We start from the raw sequence: 18,162 nt of genomic DNA, 5'->3' as shown, positions 1-18,162 counted from the left end.
ATACTCTACCCCTTCCTTTAAAGCTTGATTTCAACATCAACGCCGGCGGGCAGGGAAAGCTTGCCCAGGGCGTCGACGGTCTGCTGCGTCGGTTCAAGAATGTCCAGCAGACGCTTGTGAACACGCATCTCGAACTGCTCGCGGGACTTCTTGTCCACGTGCACGGAGCGGTTCACCGTGGTCTTGTGGATGTTGGTGGGCAGAGGGATAGGCCCGGCAATGCCCGCGCCGGTGTTACGCGCGGTATCCACAATCTCGGCCACGGCCTTATCCAGAATGCGATAGTCGTATGCCTTGAGCTTGATCCGGATGCGATCGCTGTTCATTGCAATATTACTCCATGATCTCGGTCACGACGCCCGCGCCGACGGTGCGGCCGCCTTCGCGAATGGCGAAGCGCAGACCGGTCTCCATGGCGATGGGGGCGATGAGCTCGACGTTGAAAGTGGCGTTATCGCCGGGCATGACCATCTCCACGCCCTCGTTCAGGGTCACCACGCCGGTGACGTCGGTCGTGCGGAAGTAGAACTGCGGACGGTAGCCCGAGAAGAACGGGGTGTGGCGGCCGCCCTCTTCCTTGTTCAGGATGTAGACCTCGGCCTTGTACTTCTTGTGCGGGGTGATGGAACCGGGCTTGGCCAGAACCTGACCGCGCTCCACGTCCTCACGCTTGATGCCGCGCAGCAGCACACCGACGTTGTCGCCGGCCTGGCCCTGGTCTAGAAGCTTGCGGAACATTTCGACGCCCGTGCAGGTGGTCTTCACGGTTTCCTTGATGCCGACGATGGCGACTTCCTCGCCGACCTTCACGGTGCCGCGCTCGACACGACCGGTCACGACGGTGCCGCGGCCGGAGATGGAGAACACGTCCTCGATGGGCATCAGGAACGGCTTGTCGATGTCGCGCTGCGGCTCGGGGAAGTAGGAGTCGCAGGCGTCCAGCAGCTCGAAGATCGGGGCGGCGTCGGGGCTCTTGGCGTCGTCCGCCTCAAGGGCCTTCAGGGCGGAGCCCTTGATCACCGGGATGTCGTCGCCGGGGAAGCCGTACTTGGTCAGCAGCTCGCGGACTTCCAGCTCCACCAGCTCCAGCAGTTCGGCGTCGTCCACCAGGTCGCACTTGTTCATGAATACCACCAGGTGGGGCACGCCGACCTGACGGGCGAGCAGGATGTGCTCACGGGTCTGGGGCATGGGGCCGTCGGTGGCGGCGACCACCAGGATCGCGCCGTCCATCTGAGCGGCGCCGGTGATCATGTTCTTGATGTAGTCGGCGTGGCCGGGGCAGTCCACGTGGGCGTAGTGACGGGTCGCGGTCTGGTATTCCACGTGCGCCGTGGAAATCGTGATGCCGCGCTCCTTCTCTTCGGGAGCCTTGTCGATCTGGTCGAAGGCCACGTACTCGCCGAAGCCGCGCATGTGCGACAGCTTGGTGATGGCGGCAGTCAGCGTGGTCTTGCCGTGGTCGATATGACCGATGGTGCCGATGTTGACGTGCGGCTTATTGCGCTCGAATTTGGCCTTACCCATGGTGTCCCTCTATTTCTTCTTGATGATTTCTTCGGCCAGGCTGGCAGGAACCTGCTCGTAGTGGTCGAACTGCATGGTGAACGTGGCGCGGCCCTGGGTGCGCGAGCGCAGATCCGTGGCGTAGCCGAACATGTTGGAGAGCGGCACGTGGGCGCGGATGACCTGCGATCCCGCACGCGCTTCCAGGTTCGACACGCGGCCGCGGCGGCCGTTCAGGTCGCCCATGACGTCGCCGAGGTGCTCCTCGGGGGTCACGACCTCCACGCTCATGATGGGCTCGAGCAGGACGGGACCGGCGGCGCGGCAAGCTTCCTTGAAAGCCTGCGAACCGCAGATGTAGAACGCCTGTTCGGAGGAGTCCACCTCATGGTAGGAGCCGAAGGTCAGATTGATCTTGATGTCCACCACGGGGAACCCGGCCAGGACGCCGGCCTTCATGGCGTTCTGGATGCCCTTGTCCACCGCGGGAATGTATTCCTTGGGGATGACGCCGCCAACGATGGAGTTGACGAATTCGTATCCGCCGTCTTCCTTGGGGCCGACTTCAAGGACAACATGCGCGTACTGGCCGCGGCCGCCGGTCTGCTTGACGTAGCGGTTCTCATGCTTGATCGGCTTGGTGATGGTCTCGCGGTAGGCGACCTGGGGGGCGCCGACGTTGGCGTTCACGTTGAACTCGCGCATGAGGCGGTCGACGATGATTTCCAGGTGCAGCTCGCCCATACCGGCGATCAGGGTCTGGTTGGTCTCCTCGTCGGTCTTGACGCGGAAGGAAGGGTCTTCCTTGGCCAGCTTGACCAGGGCCTGGGACAGGGTGTCGCGGTCGGCCTTGGTCTTGGGCTCGATGGCCACCTCGATGACCGGCTCCGGGATGTTCAGCGACTCGAGCACAACGGGGTGCTTCTCCTCGCAGAGGGTCTCGCCGGTGGAGGTCAGCTTCAGGCCCACCGCGGCGACGATGTCGCCGGCGTATGCTTCCTTGATGTCCTCACGCTTGTTGGCGTGCATCTTGAGCAGGCGGCCGATGCGCTCCTTCTTGCCGGTGGCGGCGTTGAGCACGGTCATGCCGGACTCGATCTTGCCGGAATAGATGCGCAGGAAGGTCAGGTGACCGATGAAGGGGTCACTCATGAGCTTGAAGGCCAGAGCGGCCAGCGGCTTGGTGTAGTCGCAGGGGCACTCGATGCTCTCTTCCTCATTGTCGGGGTTCATGCCGACAATGGCGGGAATGTCCGTGGGGCAGGGCAGGAAGTCCACCACGGCGTCGAGCAGGGGCTGCACGCCCTTGTTCTTGAATGCCGAGCCGCAGAGCACAGGCACGATGGAGAGGCTGATGGTGGCCTTGCGGATGCCGACGCGGATTTCCTCGGGGGTGAGCTCCTCGCCGCCGAGGTACTTCTCCATGAGGGTATCGTCTTCCTCGGCGATGGCCTCGATCATCTCCAGGCGCAGGGCGTCGTACTCGTCCTTGAGTTCCGCGGGAACGTCAACGATGTTGTACTCCTTGCCCTTGGAGAGGTCGTCGAAAACCAGAGCCTTGCCCAGGATCAAGTCCACGACGCCCTTGAACTCGTCTTCGCTGCCGATGGGAATCTGCAGCGGAACGGCCTTGGCGCCCAGGCGCTCGCGCACCATCTGCACGCAACGGTCGAAGTTGGCACCCACGCGGTCCATCTTGTTCACGAAGCACATGCGGGGAACGCGGTAGCGTTCGGCCTGCCGCCAGACGGTCTCGGTCTGGGGCTCCACGCCGGCGACAGCATCGAAAACCGCCACGGCGCCGTCGAGCACGCGCAGGGAACGCTCGACTTCGATGGTGAAGTCCACGTGGCCGGGGGTGTCGATGATGTTGATGCGGTGATCGCGCCAGAAGCAGGTGGTGGCGGCGGAAGTAATGGTGATTCCGCGCTCCTGCTCCTGAACCATCCAGTCCATGGTGGCCTGGCCGTCATGAACTTCGCCGATCTTGTGCGAGACGCCGGTGTAGAAAAGGATGCGCTCGGTAGTGGTCGTCTTGCCCGCGTCAATATGGGCCATAATGCCGATATTGCGCTGGCGCTCGGTGGGGACAATCTTGGACACGTCGGCAATCCTCTATTTTACCAGCGGTAATGGGCGAACGCTTTGTTGGCGTCGGCCATACGATGGGTATCTTCGCGCTTCTTCACGGCGCCGCCGCGGTTGTTGAAGGCATCCATCAGCTCGCCGGAAAGACGGGCGACCATGCCCTTCTCGCCCCGGGAGCGGGCGTTGTTGATGAGCCAGCGGATGGCCAGAGTGGTCTGGCGCTCGGGGCGCACTTCCATGGGAACCTGGTAGGTGGCGCCACCGACGCGGCGGGGCTTGACTTCCATGTGCGGCTTCACGTTGGCCAAAGCGCGCTCGAAGGCCTTCAGGGGCTCTTCCTGCGTCTTCTCGGCGAGCATTTCGACAGCGGTGTAGAACACGGTCTCGGCCGTGGACTTCTTGCCGTCGAGCATCAGCCGGTTGATGAACTTCTTCATCAGGACGCTGCCGTAAATCGGATCCGGCAGGATGGAGCGCTTGGGAACGGGACCTTTGCGGGGCATTGTACGCTACCTCAACTTATTTGGGGCGCTTGGCGCCATACTTGGAGCGGCTCTGACGGCGGTCGGAAACACCGGCGGTGTCGAGGGTGCCGCGAACGATATGGTAACGAACGCCGGGAAGGTCCTTCACGCGGCCGCCGCGGATCATCACCACAGAGTGTTCCTGAAGGTTGTGGCCCTCACCAGGAATGTAGCTGGTGACCTCGATGCCGTTGGTGAGGCGCACGCGTGCGACCTTGCGCAAGGCCGAGTTGGGCTTTTTGGGGGTGGTGGTGTACACGCGGGTGCATACACCGCGGCGCTGGGGGCAGGCCTGCAGCGCCGGGGTCTTCTTGCGCTTGGTCTGCTTCATCCGCTCTTTGCGGATAAGCTGGTTGATCGTGGGCATGACTGGCTCCGTTCAACGGTTAAATTGCGAAGGGCGCACGAGTAGACAAAAAACCCCGGTACTGTCAAGCAGTAATGCCGGGACACACGCTTGCTCGGGACCGCGCGAAGAGACCTGCTCCCCCGTTCAGCCGCTGGCAGCGAAAACCGTGCGATTCGCTAAGAACGTGACTTGATAGCAAGTCAGGACGTGGTTGGCAAGCATTATAACCAAGATTCTCGGTTTGACCAGCCACAAATACTGGCATCGAGCACAGATCTCCGGCTACGGCCCGAATTCATTGGGCATCGACGCACCGGGATTGGTTGGTGTGCCGTCTCTCGTTCGGGTGAAAATAATCATGAAACTTTCCATGTCGGAGGTTCCTCTGCCCTGCTACCCGGAATTTTGGCTAAGACGCTCAAGGTAGCTTTTTCTAGGATAAGGGTCCCACCTTCGGCTGCCGGGGTTCCTGCCCCCCTCCCCGCCCCTGGGCGTGACGACATATAATAATGACGCACGTCGCTTCGTTCATGTCGCGTATGAGCATCGTGCCCTTTAGCCCCCCCTTCACCAAATTCCTCGTTCGATCAAATCCAACGGAAAGTTCCTTGCCTTCGCTTTGCTTGTGGCGTGCGGCATCCGACGCAATGCACCTGGCAATACCCTGCAGAAAAGCAAAAGGCCCCGTCCGGTTTCCCGGACGGGGCCTTGGTCAGCGTATCAGCGTGCCGAGGCTAGTCCACCAGAGTGTGGACCTCCTCGATCTCGTCCAGGAACTTGTCCGGGCGCTCGGGCTGGTCGGGCACTTCGATCTCGGTCTCCATGTAGCGGCGGTAGCCGGTACCGGCCGGGATGAGGCGGCCGACGATGACGTTCTCCTTGAGGCCGCGCAGGTGGTCTTCCTTGCCCATGAGGGAGGCTTCGGTGAGCACCTTGGTGGTCTCCTGGAAGGAGGCCGCGGAGATGAAGGAGTCCGTGGTGAGGCTGGCCTGGGTGATGCCCAGAACCAGCGGCTCGGCCATGGCGGGCCGCATGCCTTCGCGGATCACGCGGTTGTTCTCCTCCATGAACTTGGCCTTGTCCACCTGCTCCCCGATGAGGAAGTTGGTCTCGCCCGAGTCGGTGATGGACACCTTCTTGAGCATCTGGCGGACGATGATCTCGATGTGCTTGTCGTTGATGTTAACGCCCTGGAACCGATACACGTCCTGGATTTCTTCCACCAGGTAGCGGGCCAGGGTCTTCTCGCCCTTGATCTTGAGGATGTCGTGCAGTTCGGGGTTGCCCTCGGTCAGGGACTCGCCCGCCTCCACGAAGTCGCCTTCCTGGGCGGTGATGTGCTTGCCGCGCGGCACCAGGTATTCCTTGGCGTCGCCGGTCTCGGGGGTCACGATCACCTTGCGCTTGCCCTTGGTCTCGGACCCGAAGGACACGATGCCGTCGATCTCGGAGACCACGGCAAGATCCTTGGGTTTGCGCACCTCGAAGAGCTCGGCGACGCGGGGAAGGCCGCCCACGATGTCCTTGGTCTTGGAGGATTCGCGGGGCTTGCGCGCCAGCACGTCGCCCGCCTTCACCTGCTCGCCGTCGCGGATCATGATGATCGCGCCCACGGGCAGCTGGAACACGGCCGGGCTGGTGGTGTTGGGCCTGATCTTGGGCACCCCGTCGTCGCCCACCACGGTGATGGTGGGGCGGTAGGGGGTGGTGCGGTATTCGATGATGGTCTGGGTGGCCTTCTTGGTCGTGTCGTCCACCTTCTCCTGGTAGGTCTTGCCTTCCAGGATGTCGGTGAACTTGACGGTGCCTTCGACGTCGGTGACGAAGGGCTCGTTGAAGGGGTCCCACTCGGCCAGGATCTCATCCTTCTTGACCATCTGGCCGTCCACGACAGCCAGGCGCGCGCCCGAGGGCAGGGAGTACTTCTCGCGCTCGCGGCCCTGGTCGTCCACGATGGACACCTGGCCGGACTTGCCGAGCACGATGGAGGCCCCGTCCTGGTTCTTGACCGACTTCATGCGGTGCAGCACCACGCGGCCGTTGTTCTGGGCCGGGATGGAGGACTTTTCGATTTCACGCGCCGCCGTACCGCCGATGTGGAAGGTACGCATGGTCAGCTGGGTGCCGGGCTCGCCGATGGACTGCGCGGCGATGATGCCCACGGTCTCGCCCACGTTGACCAGGTGCCCGCGGGCCAGGTCGCGCCCGTAGCACATAGCGCACACGCCGTGGCCGGACTGGCAGGTCAGCGTGGAGCGGATGGTCAGGTTGGGCAGGCCCAGCTCCTCGATCTTCATGGCCACGGTCTCGTCAACGATGGTGTTGGCCGGGATGGCAACCTCGTCGTTGGCGTCGAACACGTCGAACATGGTGGTGCGGCCCAGGGCGCGCTCGGCCAGGCGCTGCTTGATCTCGCCCGACTTCTCGTAGTGCTTGATCTCCAGGCCGTCCACGGTGCCGCAGTCCAGCTCGGTGATGATCACGTCCTGCACCACGTCGACGAGGCGGCGGGTCAGGTAGCCCGAGTTCGCGGTCTTGAGCGCGGTGTCGGCCAGGCCCTTACGAGCGCCGTGGGTGGAGATGAAGTACTGCGCCACCGAGAGGCCCTCGCGGAAGTTCGAGGTGATGGGCGTCTCGATGATTTCGCCGGAAGGCTTGGCCATCAGGCCGCGCATGCCCGCGAGCTGGCGCATCTGGTCGGGGTTACCGCGCGAACCGGAGTGCGTCATCATGAAGATGGCGTTGAAGGAGGTGTTGCGCTCCTGCTTGCCGGTCTTGGGGTCGGTCATCAGGTCGGTGGAGATGTCGCGCATCATCTCGGAGGCGACGTCGTTGGTGGCCTTGGTCCAGACGTCCACGACCTTGTTGTACTTCTCTGTGCGGGTGATGATGCCCTCGGCGTACTGGAGCTCGATCTCCTCCACTTCGCGGGTGGACTTGTCCAGGATCTCGGCCTTGCGCGCCGGGATGGTCAGGTCCTTCACGCCGATGGAGCAGCCGGCGCGGGTGGCGTACTCGTAGCCCAGGGCCTTGAGCTGGTCGCAGAGGATGACCGTCGCCTTGGTGCCCGCGATGCGGTAGACCTCGCCCACCAGGCGGGCGATGGTCTTCTTGTTGAGCACGCAGTTCACCAGCTCGAAGGGCACGCCTTCGGGCAGCAGCTCGCCCACCATGATCCGGCCGGGGCTGGTGAGCACCATCTGGCCGTCCATGCGCACCTTGACGCGGGCGTGCAGGTGCACGACCCCGGCGTGGTGCGCGGTGATGCACTCCATGGGGTTGGCGAAGAGCTTGCCCTCGCCCTCCTGGAAGGAGCGCTCCACGGTGAGATAGTACAGGCCGAGCACGATGTCCTGCGAGGGCACGATGATCGGGTTGCCGTTGGCGGGCGAGAGGATGTTGTTGGTGCTCATCATCAGCACGCGGCACTCGATCTGCGCCTCCACGGAGAGAGGCACGTGCACGGCCATCTGGTCGCCGTCGAAGTCCGCGTTGTAGGCCGCGCAGACCAGCGGGTGCAGCTGGATGGCCTTGCCCTCGACCAGGGTCGGCTCGAAGGACTGGATGCCCAGGCGGTGCAGGGTCGGGGCGCGGTTGAGCATGATGGGGTACTCGCGCACCACATCCTCAAGGATGTCCCAGACCACCAGCTCTTCGCGCTCCACCATCTTCTTGGCGGTCTTGATGGTGGTGGCCAGGCCCCTCTCCTCCAGCTTGGCGTAGATGAAGGGCTTGAACAGCTCCAGGGCCATCTTCTTGGGCAGGCCGCACTGGTGCAGGCGCAGCTTGGGGCCCACCACGATGACGGAACGGCCGGAGTAGTCGACGCGCTTGCCCAGAAGGTTCTGGCGGAAGCGGCCCTGCTTGCCCTTGATCATGTCCGAGAGGGACTTTAGCGGGCGACCGTTGGTGCCGGTGATGGCCCGGCCGCGGCGGCCGTTGTCGAACAGGGCGTCCACCGCTTCCTGAAGCATGCGCTTCTCGTTGCGGATGATGATGTCCGGCGCGCCGAGCTCCAACAGCCTCTTCAGGCGGTTGTTGCGGTTGATGACGCGGCGGTAGAGGTCGTTCAGGTCCGAGGTGGCGAAGCGGCCGCCGTCCAGGGGGACCAGGGGGCGCAGCTCGGGCGGGATGACCGGAATGACTTCCATGACCATCCACTCGGGCCTGTTGCCGCTCTCCAGGAAGGCCTCGACGATCTTGAGGCGCTTGATGATCTTCTTCTTCTTGGTCTGGGAGCGCGTGGTCAGGGACTCCTCGCGCAGCTCGGTCCGCAGCTTGGGCAGGTCGAGCTCCTCCAGGAAGGAGCGCACGACCTCGGCGCCCATGCCCACGGTCACGGCGTCCTCGCCATAATGGTCGATGATCTGGAGGTACTGGTCCTCCGAGATCACCTGCAGGCGGGTGAGGTTGGTCTCCTTGGGGTCCATGACCACGTAGGAGTCGAAGTAAAGCACCTTCTCAAGATCCACCATGGTCATGTCGAGCAGGGTGCCGATCTTGGAAGGCAGGGTCTTCAGGAACCATATATGGGCAACGGGCGCGGCAAGCTCGATGTGGCCCATGCGCTCGCGGCGGACCTTGGAGGCGATGACCTCCACGCCGCACTTCTCGCAGACGATGCCGCGATGCTTCATGCGCTTGTACTTGCCGCAGTTGCACTCGTAATCCTTCACGGGGCCGAAGATCTTGGCGCAGAACAGGCCGTCGCGCTCCGGCTTGAAGGTGCGGTAGTTGATGGTCTCGGGCTTCTTGACCTCGCCGAAGCTCCACTCGCGGATCTTCTCGGGCGAAGCTATGGAGATCTTGATGGCCTTCAGCGTCCGGCTGGAGAGCTGAGTGGCCGCCGTTCCCCGCATGCTGAACAGGTCGTCCAAGGACATGGTTACCCTCGTTTTGAGTTGTGGGTCGTCCCGTCTGTATCGTTACCGGACTAGCGCCGGGTGGCTTTAACCTTTTTCTCGTCCTGGATCAGGTCCACGTCAAGGCCGAGGCTCATGAGCTCCTTGACCAGAACGTTGAAGCTCTCGGGCAGGCCCGCTTCCAGGAAGTTGTCGCCCTTGACGATCTTCTCGTACATCTTCACGCGGCCGCCCACGTCGTCGGACTTGACGGTGAGGAACTCCTGCAGAAGGTACGAGGCGCCGTAGGCCTCCAGGGCCCAGACTTCCATTTCGCCAAGACGCTGGCCGCCGAACTGGGCCTTGCCGCCCAGGGGCTGCTGCGTCACCAGCGAGTATGGGCCGGTGGAACGGGCGTGGATCTTCTCGTCGACCAGGTGGTGCAGCTTGAGCATGTACATGGCGCCCACGGTGACCGGACGGTGGAAGGCCTCGCCGGTGCGGCCGTCGTAGAGCACGGCCTTGCCGTCGTCGGGCAGACCGGCCTTGCGCAGCCAACCCCAGATCTCCTCTTCGGATGCTCCGTCGAAGACAGGGGTCTTGCAGACGATTCCGTTCTTCAGCTTCTTGACGGCGGCGACGAATTCCTCGTCGTCCAGCTCGTCAACCAGCCTGGCGGTAGCGGGCGTCTCGAACACGGCCTTGACCTGCTCGCGCAGATCCTTGGTGGCCATGCCCTGCTCGACCATGGTGGTGAGCTGGTGGCCAAGCTCCCTGGCGGCCCAACCGAGGTGGGTCTCCATGATCTGGCCGATGTTCATACGGGAAGGCACGCCCAGGGGGTTCAGCACGATGTCCACGGGGGAACCGTCGGCGAAGAAGGGCATGTCCTCGGCGGGCAGAATGCAGGAGACGACGCCCTTGTTGCCGTGGCGGCCGGCCATCTTGTCGCCCACCTGCAGCTTGCGCTTCACGGCCACATAGACCTTGACCATCTTGATCACGCCCGGCGGCAGGTCGTCGCCTTCGACGGCCTTCTCGCGCTTGGAGGCGTAGATGTCGCGCACGAACTGCACCTGGCGGTCATAGGCCTCCAGGATATCGGCGATGGACTCGTTGATCTCGCGGGAGACGAACAGCCCGGCCATCTTCTTGACCGGCACGGTCTCGAAGATCTCCCACTTGATGGGGTGGTTGGCCTCGACCAGGACTTCGCCCTTCTTCTTGCCCATAAGGGTCTGGGCGATGGACTTGCCCTGGGCCAGCTCCCAGATCTTCTTGCGGGTCTGCTCGCCGATGCCTGCGACGTGGAGCTGCTCCTTGATATCGATCTTGGCCAGCTCGGCGTCCTCGATCTGCTTGGTGCGGTCGTCCTTGTCGCCGGAGCGGCGGTTGAACAGGCGCACGTCGATGACCGTGCCCTCGATGCCGGGCGGCACCTTGAGGGAGGTGTTCTTCACATCGCGGGCCTTGTCGCCGAAGATGGCGCGCAGCAGCTTCTCTTCGGGGGTGAGCTGGGTCTCGCCCTTGGGGGTGATCTTGCCCACGAGGATGTCCTCGGGCTTCACCTTGGCGCCGATGCGGATGATGCCGCAGTCATCGAGGTTCTTGAGCATCTCCTCGCCGACGTTGGGGATGTCCCGGGTGATCTCTTCAGGTCCGAGCTTGGTGTCGCGGGCCACCACTTCGAACTCCTCGATGTGCATGGAGGTGAAGACGTCTTCCTTCACCACGCGCTCGGAGATGAGGATGGAGTCCTCGAAGTTGTAGCCGCACCAGGGCATGAACGCGACCAGCAGGTTCTTGCCCAGGGCAAGCTCGCCGTCGCGGATACCCGGGCCGTCGGCCAGCACGTCGCCCTTCTTCACCTTCTGGCCGACCAGCACGCGGGGCTGCTGGCCGAAGCAGGTGTTCTGGTTGGACTTGTGGAACTTGAGCAGCTCATAGGCGCGCACGCCCCCGGTCTGGGGCGAGAAGCCGTTGTCGTAGCGCACGATCACGCGCTCGCCGTCGGCGTAGTGGATCAGGCCATCCTCCTCGGCCAGCAGGCACGAGCCGGAGTCCTGGGCCACGGCGCCTTCCATGCCGGTGCCGACCAGGGGCTGGTCGCAGCGGATGAGCGGCACGGCCTGGCGCTGCATGTTGGAGCCCATGAGCGCGCGGTTGGCGTCGTCGTGCTCCAGGAAGGGGATCAGCGCCGCGGAGACCGACACGATCTGGCTGGGCGAGATGTCCATCAGGGTGACCTGCTCGATGGGCACCGAGGTCAGGTCGCCGCGCACGCGACCGGAGATGAACGGGGTCAGGAAGTCGTTTTTCTCGCTGAGCGGGGTGCTAGCGGCGGCAACGATCTCGTCGATCTCGCGCGTGGCGTCCATGTAGACCACTTCATCGGTGACGTGGCCTTCCTTGACCACCCGGTAGGGGGTCTCGATGAAGCCGAAGTCGTTCACCTTGGAGTAGGTGGTCAGCGAGACGATCAGACCGATGTTCGGGCCTTCAGGCGTCTCGATGGGGCAGATGCGGCCGTAGTGCGAGGTGTGCACGTCGCGCACTTCGAAGCCGGCGCGCTCGCGGGTCAGGCCGCCGGGGCCGAGGGCCGAGAGGCGGCGCTTGTGCGTCACTTCGGAGAGCGGGTTGGTCTGGTCCATGAACTGCGAGAGCTGGGAGGTTCCGAAGAACTCCTTGAGCACCGCGGCCACGGGCTTGGGGTTGATCAAGTCATGCGGCATGAGCGTGGCCACTTCCTGCAGGCTCATGCGCTCCTTGATGGCCCGTTCCATGCGCACCAGGCCGATGCGGTACTGGTTCTCAACCAGCTCGCCCACGGGGCGGACCCGGCGGTTGCCCAGGTGGTCGATGTCGTCGGCGGGGCCGTGGGTATCCTTCAGGAAGATAAGGTGCTTGATCGCCTTGAGGATGTCGTCGTTGGACAGGGTGCGGAAGTCCAGCGACTGGTCGATCTTCAGGCGCGAGTTGAGCTTGTAGCGGCCCACGGGCGACAGGTCGTAGTAGTCGGCGCTGCGGAACAGGTTCTCGAAGAAGTTCGCGGCGATCTCGGGGGTCGGCGGCGAGCTGGGGCGCAGGCGGCGGTAGATCTCAACCTGGGCGGCTTCGATGTCGGCTGTCTTGTCCTGCATGAGGGTGTCGCGCAGGGAGCTGGACACGTCGGCGCCGGCGGTAAACAGGGTGGGCACGGTGACCATGCCCTGCTCCGCGAAGCGCTCCAGAAGAGCGTCGGTGATCTCGTCGCCAGCCTCGGCGATGACCTCGCCAGTATCCTTGCCGATGAAGTCCTGGGCCAGGAACAGGCCTTCCAGGGCGTTGGGCTGCACCTCGATGCGGTCGATGCCGGCCTCGAGCATGAGCCTCCAGGCGCGTTTGGTGATGGGCTTGTCGGCGCCCACGATCACCTTGCCGTCCTGGTCCTTGACCTCTACGAAGGATTTCTCCTTCCTGTAGAGCTCCTGGCGCACCTCGCGGAACACGCGGCTGCCTTCGATGAAGTAGTTCTCAATGTCGTAGAAGTAGGAGAGAATATCGGGTTTGGACATCCCCATGGCCTTCATGAGGATGGTCGCGGGCATCTTCCTGCGGCGGTCGATGCGGACGTAGAGGATGTCCTTGTGGTCGAAGTCGAAGTCGAGCCAGGAGCCGCGCATCGGGATGATGCGGCAGGAGTAGAGCACCTTGCGCGACGTGTGGGTCTTGCCGGAGTCGTGTTCGAATATGATGCCGGGAGAGCGCTGCAACTGGTTGACGATGACGCGCTCGGTCCCGTTGATGATGAAGGTGCCCTTCTCGGTCATCAGGGGAACGGTGCCGAAATAGATCACCTGCTCCTTGATGTCGCGGATGGTGCGGTTCTCGGTCTCCTCGTCCACGTCGTAGACGACGAGGCGGACCTTGATGCGCAGCGGCGCTTCAAGGGTCAGGCCCTTGGAGATGCACTCGGGCACGTCGTATTTGGGCTCGCCGATCTCGTAGTTGACGTACTCGAGGCTGGCGGTCTTATTGAAATCCTCAATGGGGAAGACGGAACGGAAAACGCCCTCGAGCCCCGCGTCGGCGCGGGATGCGGGCGGAATATCGCGCTGCAGGAACAGCTCGTAGGAATCAACCTGCAGGTTGAGAAGGTGAGGAATGGTGACGGAGTCGTCGACCTTGCCGAAACTCTTGATCAGCTGGGCCATTGTTCCCTCGAAGAGAAGTGGTGTTGATCCGCCGGTGGCCGGCGGCCTTCACATTGGTTTCCCGGCGTGGATGCCGGGCTGGCCTGGGCCTCGCCGCCCTATATGTCAACCCGCTGAAATCATTAATGATTTAGGGGAATACAAATGAAAGCGCAAAAGAGCGCACTCCCCCCTTTCGGGGGGTGCGCTCTTTTGGCGTCGATGCGATACCTTGCAACAAGTTATTTGACTTCGCAAGTAGCTCCAGCTTCTTCAAGCTGCTTCTTGGCGTCTTCGGCGTCGGCCTTGGACACGGCTTCCTTGATGGTGGAGGGCAGAGCGTCAACCTTGTCCTTGGCTTCCTTCAGGCCCAGGCCGGTCAGAGCGCGGACAACCTTGATGACGTTGATCTTGTTGGCGCCGGAGCCGGTCAGGATCACGTCGAACTCGGTCTTCTCCTCGACCTCGGCGGCGGCCTCGCCACCAGCCATGGCCATCATGGGCATGGCGGCCATGGGGGCGGCAGCGGAGACGCCGAACTTCTCTTCGAGCTCCTTGATGAACTCGGAAAGCTCAAGGACGGTCATATTGGCGATGAAGTCAACAACCTGCTCTTTGGTGATATCGGACATTTCGTCTCTCCTTAAATTCGCTTTGGCTTAAGCGGCTTCTTTTTTGTCTTTGAGGGCCGTGAGCACGTTGAGCATGCCACGCGGGACGTTGGCCAGCAGCGACACGAAGTTCGTGGGCACCGCGTTCATGGTTCCAAGCACCTGGGCAAGCAGCTGCGGCTTGCTGGGGAGCGTGGACAGCGCCTTGATGCCTTCCTCATCGATCACCTTGCCTTGCAGGCAGGCGAAACGGAGGGAGAACTTCTTGTTGGTCTTGGCATAGTCGACCAGGGCCTTGGCTGCCGCGACCGGGTCTTCATACCCGAAAGCGACGGCGCACTGCTCCTTGAATCGATCCTTGATGACGTCATGCGGGCTGCCAGTCAGCGCGATCCGGGCCAGGGTGTTCTTGACGACCTGATATTCCACTCCCTGTTCGCGGAGCTTCATACGCAGGTTCGTCACCTCTTCCACCGTCAAGCCCTTGAAATCGGTGACCACGGCAATGCTCGCACGAGCGGCGCGATCCTTGAGCTTCTCAATGATCTCGGCTTTCTGCTCGCGGGTTTGCAAGGTCTGCCTCCTCCAGGGTTATAAGGTAGAAGTAAGCCAAAGCACATGTCTCGGCGGGATGATTAAGGGCACGGCCCCCCCGCTTTCTTTGACTCACTTCAGAAAAAACGTTTCGGACTAGCCTTCCAGGAACTTCTTCACCGTGGTGGTGTCGATCTTGAAGCCGGGGCCCATGGTGGTGGCCACTGTCATGGCCTTCAGGTAGGTGCCCTTGGCTCCGCTGGGCTTCAGACGGATCACCGTGTCGATGAGAGTCTTGAAGTTCTCGACGATCTTCTCGGTGCCGAAGCTCTTCTTGCCCAGGGGGGCGTGAAGCACGCCGCCCTTGTCCACCTTGAAGTCCACGCGGCCGGCCTTGAGCTCGCGCACGGCCTCGGCCACGTTCATGGTGACGGTGCCGGTCTTGGCGTTGGGCATCAGGCCGCGGGGTCCGAGCAGACGGCCGATCTTGCCGACCAGAGCCATCATGTCCGGGGTGGCGACGGCCTTGTCGAAGTCGAGCATGCCGCCCTGGATCTGTTCGACCAGGTCTTCCGCACCCACGATGTCGGCTCCGGCGGCCTTGGCCTCGGCGGCCTTGTCGCCCTTGCAGAACACGGCCACGCGGATGGTCTTGCCCAGCCCGTGGGGCAGGGAGACGGCGCCGCGCACCATCTGGTCGGAATACTTAGGATCGACACCCAGGCACATGGCCACGTCGACGGTTTCGTCGAACTTGGCCGGCCCGGCCTCGAGAGCCATCTTCACGGCGTCGGCGATCTCGAAGCGCTGAGTGCGATCGATGCCTTCCACAGCTTTGCGGTACTTTTTTCCGTAATGGGGCATGGCGATATTCCTCTTTAGCTCACCACGTCCAGACCCATGCTGCGGGCCGTGCCCATGATGGTATTCATGGCGGCGTCAAGGTCTTTGGCGGTCATGTCCTGCATTTTGAGCTTGGCGATCTCCTCGACCTGAGCCTTGCTCACCTTGCCGACCTTGTTCTTGTTGGGTTCACCGGAACCCTTCTCGATCTTGGCGGCTTTGAGCAGCAGGACCGAGGCCGGGGGGGTCTTGGTGATGAAGGTGAAGGAGCGGTCGGCATAGACGGTGATGACCACGGGGGTGATCATGCCCATCTGTTCCTGCGTCTTGGCGTTGAACGCCTTGCAGAACTCCATGATGTTCACGCCGTGCTGACCCAGGGCGGGGCCCACCGGGGGCGAGGGGTTGGCCTTGCCGGCAGGAATCTGCAACTTGATTTTGGCGACTTCCTTCTTAGCCATGGTAGTGTCGTCCTTTCATCAATCGGACCCCGAGAGGTCCGCCTAGTTTTTGGTAACCTGTACGAAATCGAGCTCGACAGGGGTCTGACGGCCGAAAATCGAAACAGAGACCTTCAGCTTGCCCTTGTCGTAGTTCACGTCCTCGACCTGTGCGTTGAACCCGCCGAAGGGTCCGTCGATGACGCGAACCTCGTCCCCGCGATCGAAGTTGAACTTCGGACGGGGCTGCTCCTGCCTGCTCTCCATCAGGGAGAGCACGCGCTCGGCTTCGGAATCGCGCATGGGGGTCGGACGGTTCTTGCCGCCGACGAACCCGGTCACCCTGGGAATTTCCTGCACGAGATGCCACGACTTGTCGTTCATGACCATCTTGACCATGACGTAGCCGGGGTAGAACTTCCGCGTGGAAGTCCTTTTTTCGCCCTTGACCAGTTCGATCACCTTCTCGGTCGGGACGACCACCTCTTCGATGAAGCCTTCGGCCTGGCCGGTGCGCATCATCTCCCGGATCGTCTGCTCCACACGGTGCTCGAAACCCGAGTAGGTGTGAACGATGAACCACCTGGCCTTGGCCTGGGCCTCCGGAAGAGGGGTGTCGATCGCGTCGGCCGTCATGACAGGACCATCTGCATCAGTTTGGAAAGTCCGAGGTCCACGACGCCCAGGAAAATGGACATCACGACCACAAGGATAAGCACGGCCACCGATGTGGTGACGGTCTCCCTGCGGGTGGGCCAAGTGACTTTCTTGATCTCCACCTTGGACAGTTCGAAGAACTCTTTGAACTCCTCGAACTTGCCCTGGACCGACGAGGCGGCGGACTGCTCGGAGTCCGCCGCTTCCCCGGATTTAACCTTCTTCGTGGCCATTTGTGCCTACCAGAAATATGGCAGGGCAGGAGGGATTCGAACCCACAACCCACGGATTTGGAGTCCGTTGCTCTGCCGTTGGAGCTACTGCCCTGCGTTTCGACTATTTCGCTTCGCGGTGAACGGTGTGCTTCTTGTCCCAGGGACAGTACTTCTTCACCTCAAGGCGACCAGTCGTGTTTTTCTTGTTCTTTTCAGTTGCGTAATTCTTGCGCTTGCACTCGGTGCACTGCAAGATGATGTTGAGCCGCATGGTGTTACTCCATGATCTCGGTCACGACGCCCGCGCCGACGGTGCGGCCGCCTTCGCGAATGGCGAAGCGCAGACCGGTCTCCATGGCGATGGGGGCGATGAGCTCGACGTTGAAAGTGGCGTTATCGCCGGGCATGACCATCTCCACGCCCTCGTTCAGGGTCACCACGCCGGTGACGTCGGTCGTGCGGAAGTAGAACTGCGGACGGTAGCCCGAGAAGAACGGGGTGTGGCGGCCGCCCTCTTCCTTGTTCAGGATGTAGACCTCGGCCTTGTACTTCTTGTGCGGGGTGATGGAACCGGGCTTGGCCAGAACCTGACCGCGCTCCACGTCCTCACGCTTGATGCCGCGCAGCAGCACACCGACGTTGTCGCCGGCCTGGCCCTGGTCTAGAAGCTTGCGGAACATTTCGACGCCCGTGCAGGTGGTCTTCACGGTTTCCTTGATGCCGACGATGGCGACTTCCTCGCCGACCTTCACGGTGCCGCGCTCGACACGACCGGTCACGACGGTGCCGCGGCCGGAGATGGAGAACACGTCCTCGATGGGCATCAGGAACGGCTTGTCGATGTCGCGCTGCGGCTCGGGGAAGTAGGAGTCGCAGGCGTCCAGCAGCTCGAAGATCGGGGCGGCGTCGGGGCTCTTGGCGTCGTCCGCCTCAAGGGCCTTCAGGGCGGAGCCCTTGATCACCGGGATGTCGTCGCCGGGGAAGCCGTACTTGGTCAGCAGCTCGCGGACTTCCAGCTCCACCAGCTCCAGCAGTTCGGCGTCGTCCACCAGGTCGCACTTGTTCATGAATACCACCAGGTGGGGCACGCCGACCTGACGGGCGAGCAGGATGTGCTCACGGGTCTGGGGCATGGGGCCGTCGGTGGCGGCGACCACCAGGATCGCGCCGTCCATCTGAGCGGCGCCGGTGATCATGTTCTTGATGTAGTCGGCGTGGCCGGGGCAGTCCACGTGGGCGTAGTGACGGGTCGCGGTCTGGTATTCCACGTGCGCCGTGGAAATCGTGATGCCGCGCTCCTTCTCTTCGGGAGCCTTGTCGATCTGGTCGAAGGCCACGTACTCGCCGAAGCCGCGCATGTGCGACAGCTTGGTGATGGCGGC

Annotated in this window: 15 protein-coding genes and 1 tRNA gene; all 16 read right to left on the bottom strand. The window is 62.7% G+C overall.

Annotated features, from left to right (window positions below; translation table 11 throughout):
• Positions 1-17: 17 nt before the first annotated feature.
• Positions 18-326, bottom strand: coding sequence for a 30S ribosomal protein S10 (gene rpsJ / locus MLE18_RS03810; protein ID WP_173086773.1), 309 nt, complete (start codon positions 324-326; stop codon positions 18-20).
• 7 nt (positions 327-333) lie between these two features.
• On the bottom strand, positions 334-1,527 hold the full coding sequence (gene tuf, locus MLE18_RS03805; RefSeq protein ID WP_243367492.1) for an elongation factor Tu: 1,194 nt from the start codon (positions 1,525-1,527) through the stop codon (positions 334-336).
• 9 nt (positions 1,528-1,536) lie between these two features.
• Positions 1,537-3,609, bottom strand: coding sequence for an elongation factor G (gene fusA, locus MLE18_RS03800; protein WP_243367491.1), 2,073 nt, complete (start codon positions 3,607-3,609; stop codon positions 1,537-1,539).
• 17 nt (positions 3,610-3,626) lie between these two features.
• Complete coding sequence (gene rpsG, locus MLE18_RS03795; protein ID WP_243367490.1) at positions 3,627-4,097, bottom strand: 30S ribosomal protein S7; 471 nt, start codon at positions 4,095-4,097, stop codon at positions 3,627-3,629.
• A 16-nt stretch (positions 4,098-4,113) separates the two neighbouring features.
• Entirely contained in the window at positions 4,114-4,485 is a 372-nt protein-coding gene (gene rpsL / locus MLE18_RS03790; protein ID WP_243310582.1) for a 30S ribosomal protein S12, read from the bottom strand.
• Between the two features lie 716 nt (positions 4,486-5,201).
• Positions 5,202-9,350, bottom strand: coding sequence for a DNA-directed RNA polymerase subunit beta' (gene rpoC / locus MLE18_RS03785; protein ID WP_243367489.1), 4,149 nt, complete (start codon positions 9,348-9,350; stop codon positions 5,202-5,204).
• A 50-nt stretch (positions 9,351-9,400) separates the two neighbouring features.
• Complete coding sequence (rpoB, locus tag MLE18_RS03780; protein ID WP_243367488.1) at positions 9,401-13,501, bottom strand: DNA-directed RNA polymerase subunit beta; 4,101 nt, start codon at positions 13,499-13,501, stop codon at positions 9,401-9,403.
• Positions 13,502-13,722: 221 nt separating this feature from the next.
• The gene (gene rplL, locus MLE18_RS03775; protein WP_243367487.1) at positions 13,723-14,112 is read right to left on the bottom strand and encodes a 50S ribosomal protein L7/L12; all 390 of its coding nucleotides are present in this window, start codon (positions 14,110-14,112) and stop codon (positions 13,723-13,725) included.
• A 27-nt stretch (positions 14,113-14,139) separates the two neighbouring features.
• Complete coding sequence (gene rplJ, locus MLE18_RS03770; protein ID WP_243367486.1) at positions 14,140-14,664, bottom strand: 50S ribosomal protein L10; 525 nt, start codon at positions 14,662-14,664, stop codon at positions 14,140-14,142.
• Positions 14,665-14,781: 117 nt separating this feature from the next.
• Positions 14,782-15,489 (bottom strand): 50S ribosomal protein L1, encoded by a 708-nt coding sequence (gene rplA, locus MLE18_RS03765; protein WP_243367485.1) that lies wholly within the window; start codon positions 15,487-15,489, stop codon positions 14,782-14,784.
• A 14-nt stretch (positions 15,490-15,503) separates the two neighbouring features.
• Complete coding sequence (rplK, locus tag MLE18_RS03760; RefSeq protein ID WP_243310576.1) at positions 15,504-15,929, bottom strand: 50S ribosomal protein L11; 426 nt, start codon at positions 15,927-15,929, stop codon at positions 15,504-15,506.
• A 42-nt stretch (positions 15,930-15,971) separates the two neighbouring features.
• Positions 15,972-16,544 (bottom strand): transcription termination/antitermination protein NusG, encoded by a 573-nt coding sequence (gene nusG / locus MLE18_RS03755; RefSeq protein ID WP_243367484.1) that lies wholly within the window; start codon positions 16,542-16,544, stop codon positions 15,972-15,974.
• The gene (secE, locus tag MLE18_RS03750; protein WP_243367483.1) at positions 16,541-16,798 is read right to left on the bottom strand and encodes a preprotein translocase subunit SecE; all 258 of its coding nucleotides are present in this window, start codon (positions 16,796-16,798) and stop codon (positions 16,541-16,543) included. Before secE ends, nusG begins: the two co-directional genes overlap by 4 nt.
• Before the next feature lie 18 nt (positions 16,799-16,816).
• A tRNA-Trp gene (locus MLE18_RS03745) sits at positions 16,817-16,892 on the bottom strand.
• Positions 16,893-16,901: 9 nt separating this feature from the next.
• On the bottom strand, positions 16,902-17,051 hold the full coding sequence (rpmG, locus tag MLE18_RS03740; protein WP_173087255.1) for a 50S ribosomal protein L33: 150 nt from the start codon (positions 17,049-17,051) through the stop codon (positions 16,902-16,904).
• 4 nt (positions 17,052-17,055) lie between these two features.
• Positions 17,056-18,162, bottom strand: a 1,107-nt coding sequence (gene tuf / locus MLE18_RS03735; RefSeq protein ID WP_243367482.1) for an elongation factor Tu, incomplete at its 5' end; no start/stop codon positions are given.

Origin of the sequence: Fundidesulfovibrio soli, assembly GCF_022808695.1 — a bacterium.
Classification (GTDB): Bacteria; Desulfobacterota; Desulfovibrionia; order Desulfovibrionales; family Desulfovibrionaceae; genus Fundidesulfovibrio; species Fundidesulfovibrio soli.
The sequence above is the reverse complement of the archived record's forward strand: the minus strand, read 5'-3'. Positions and strand labels throughout refer to the sequence as shown.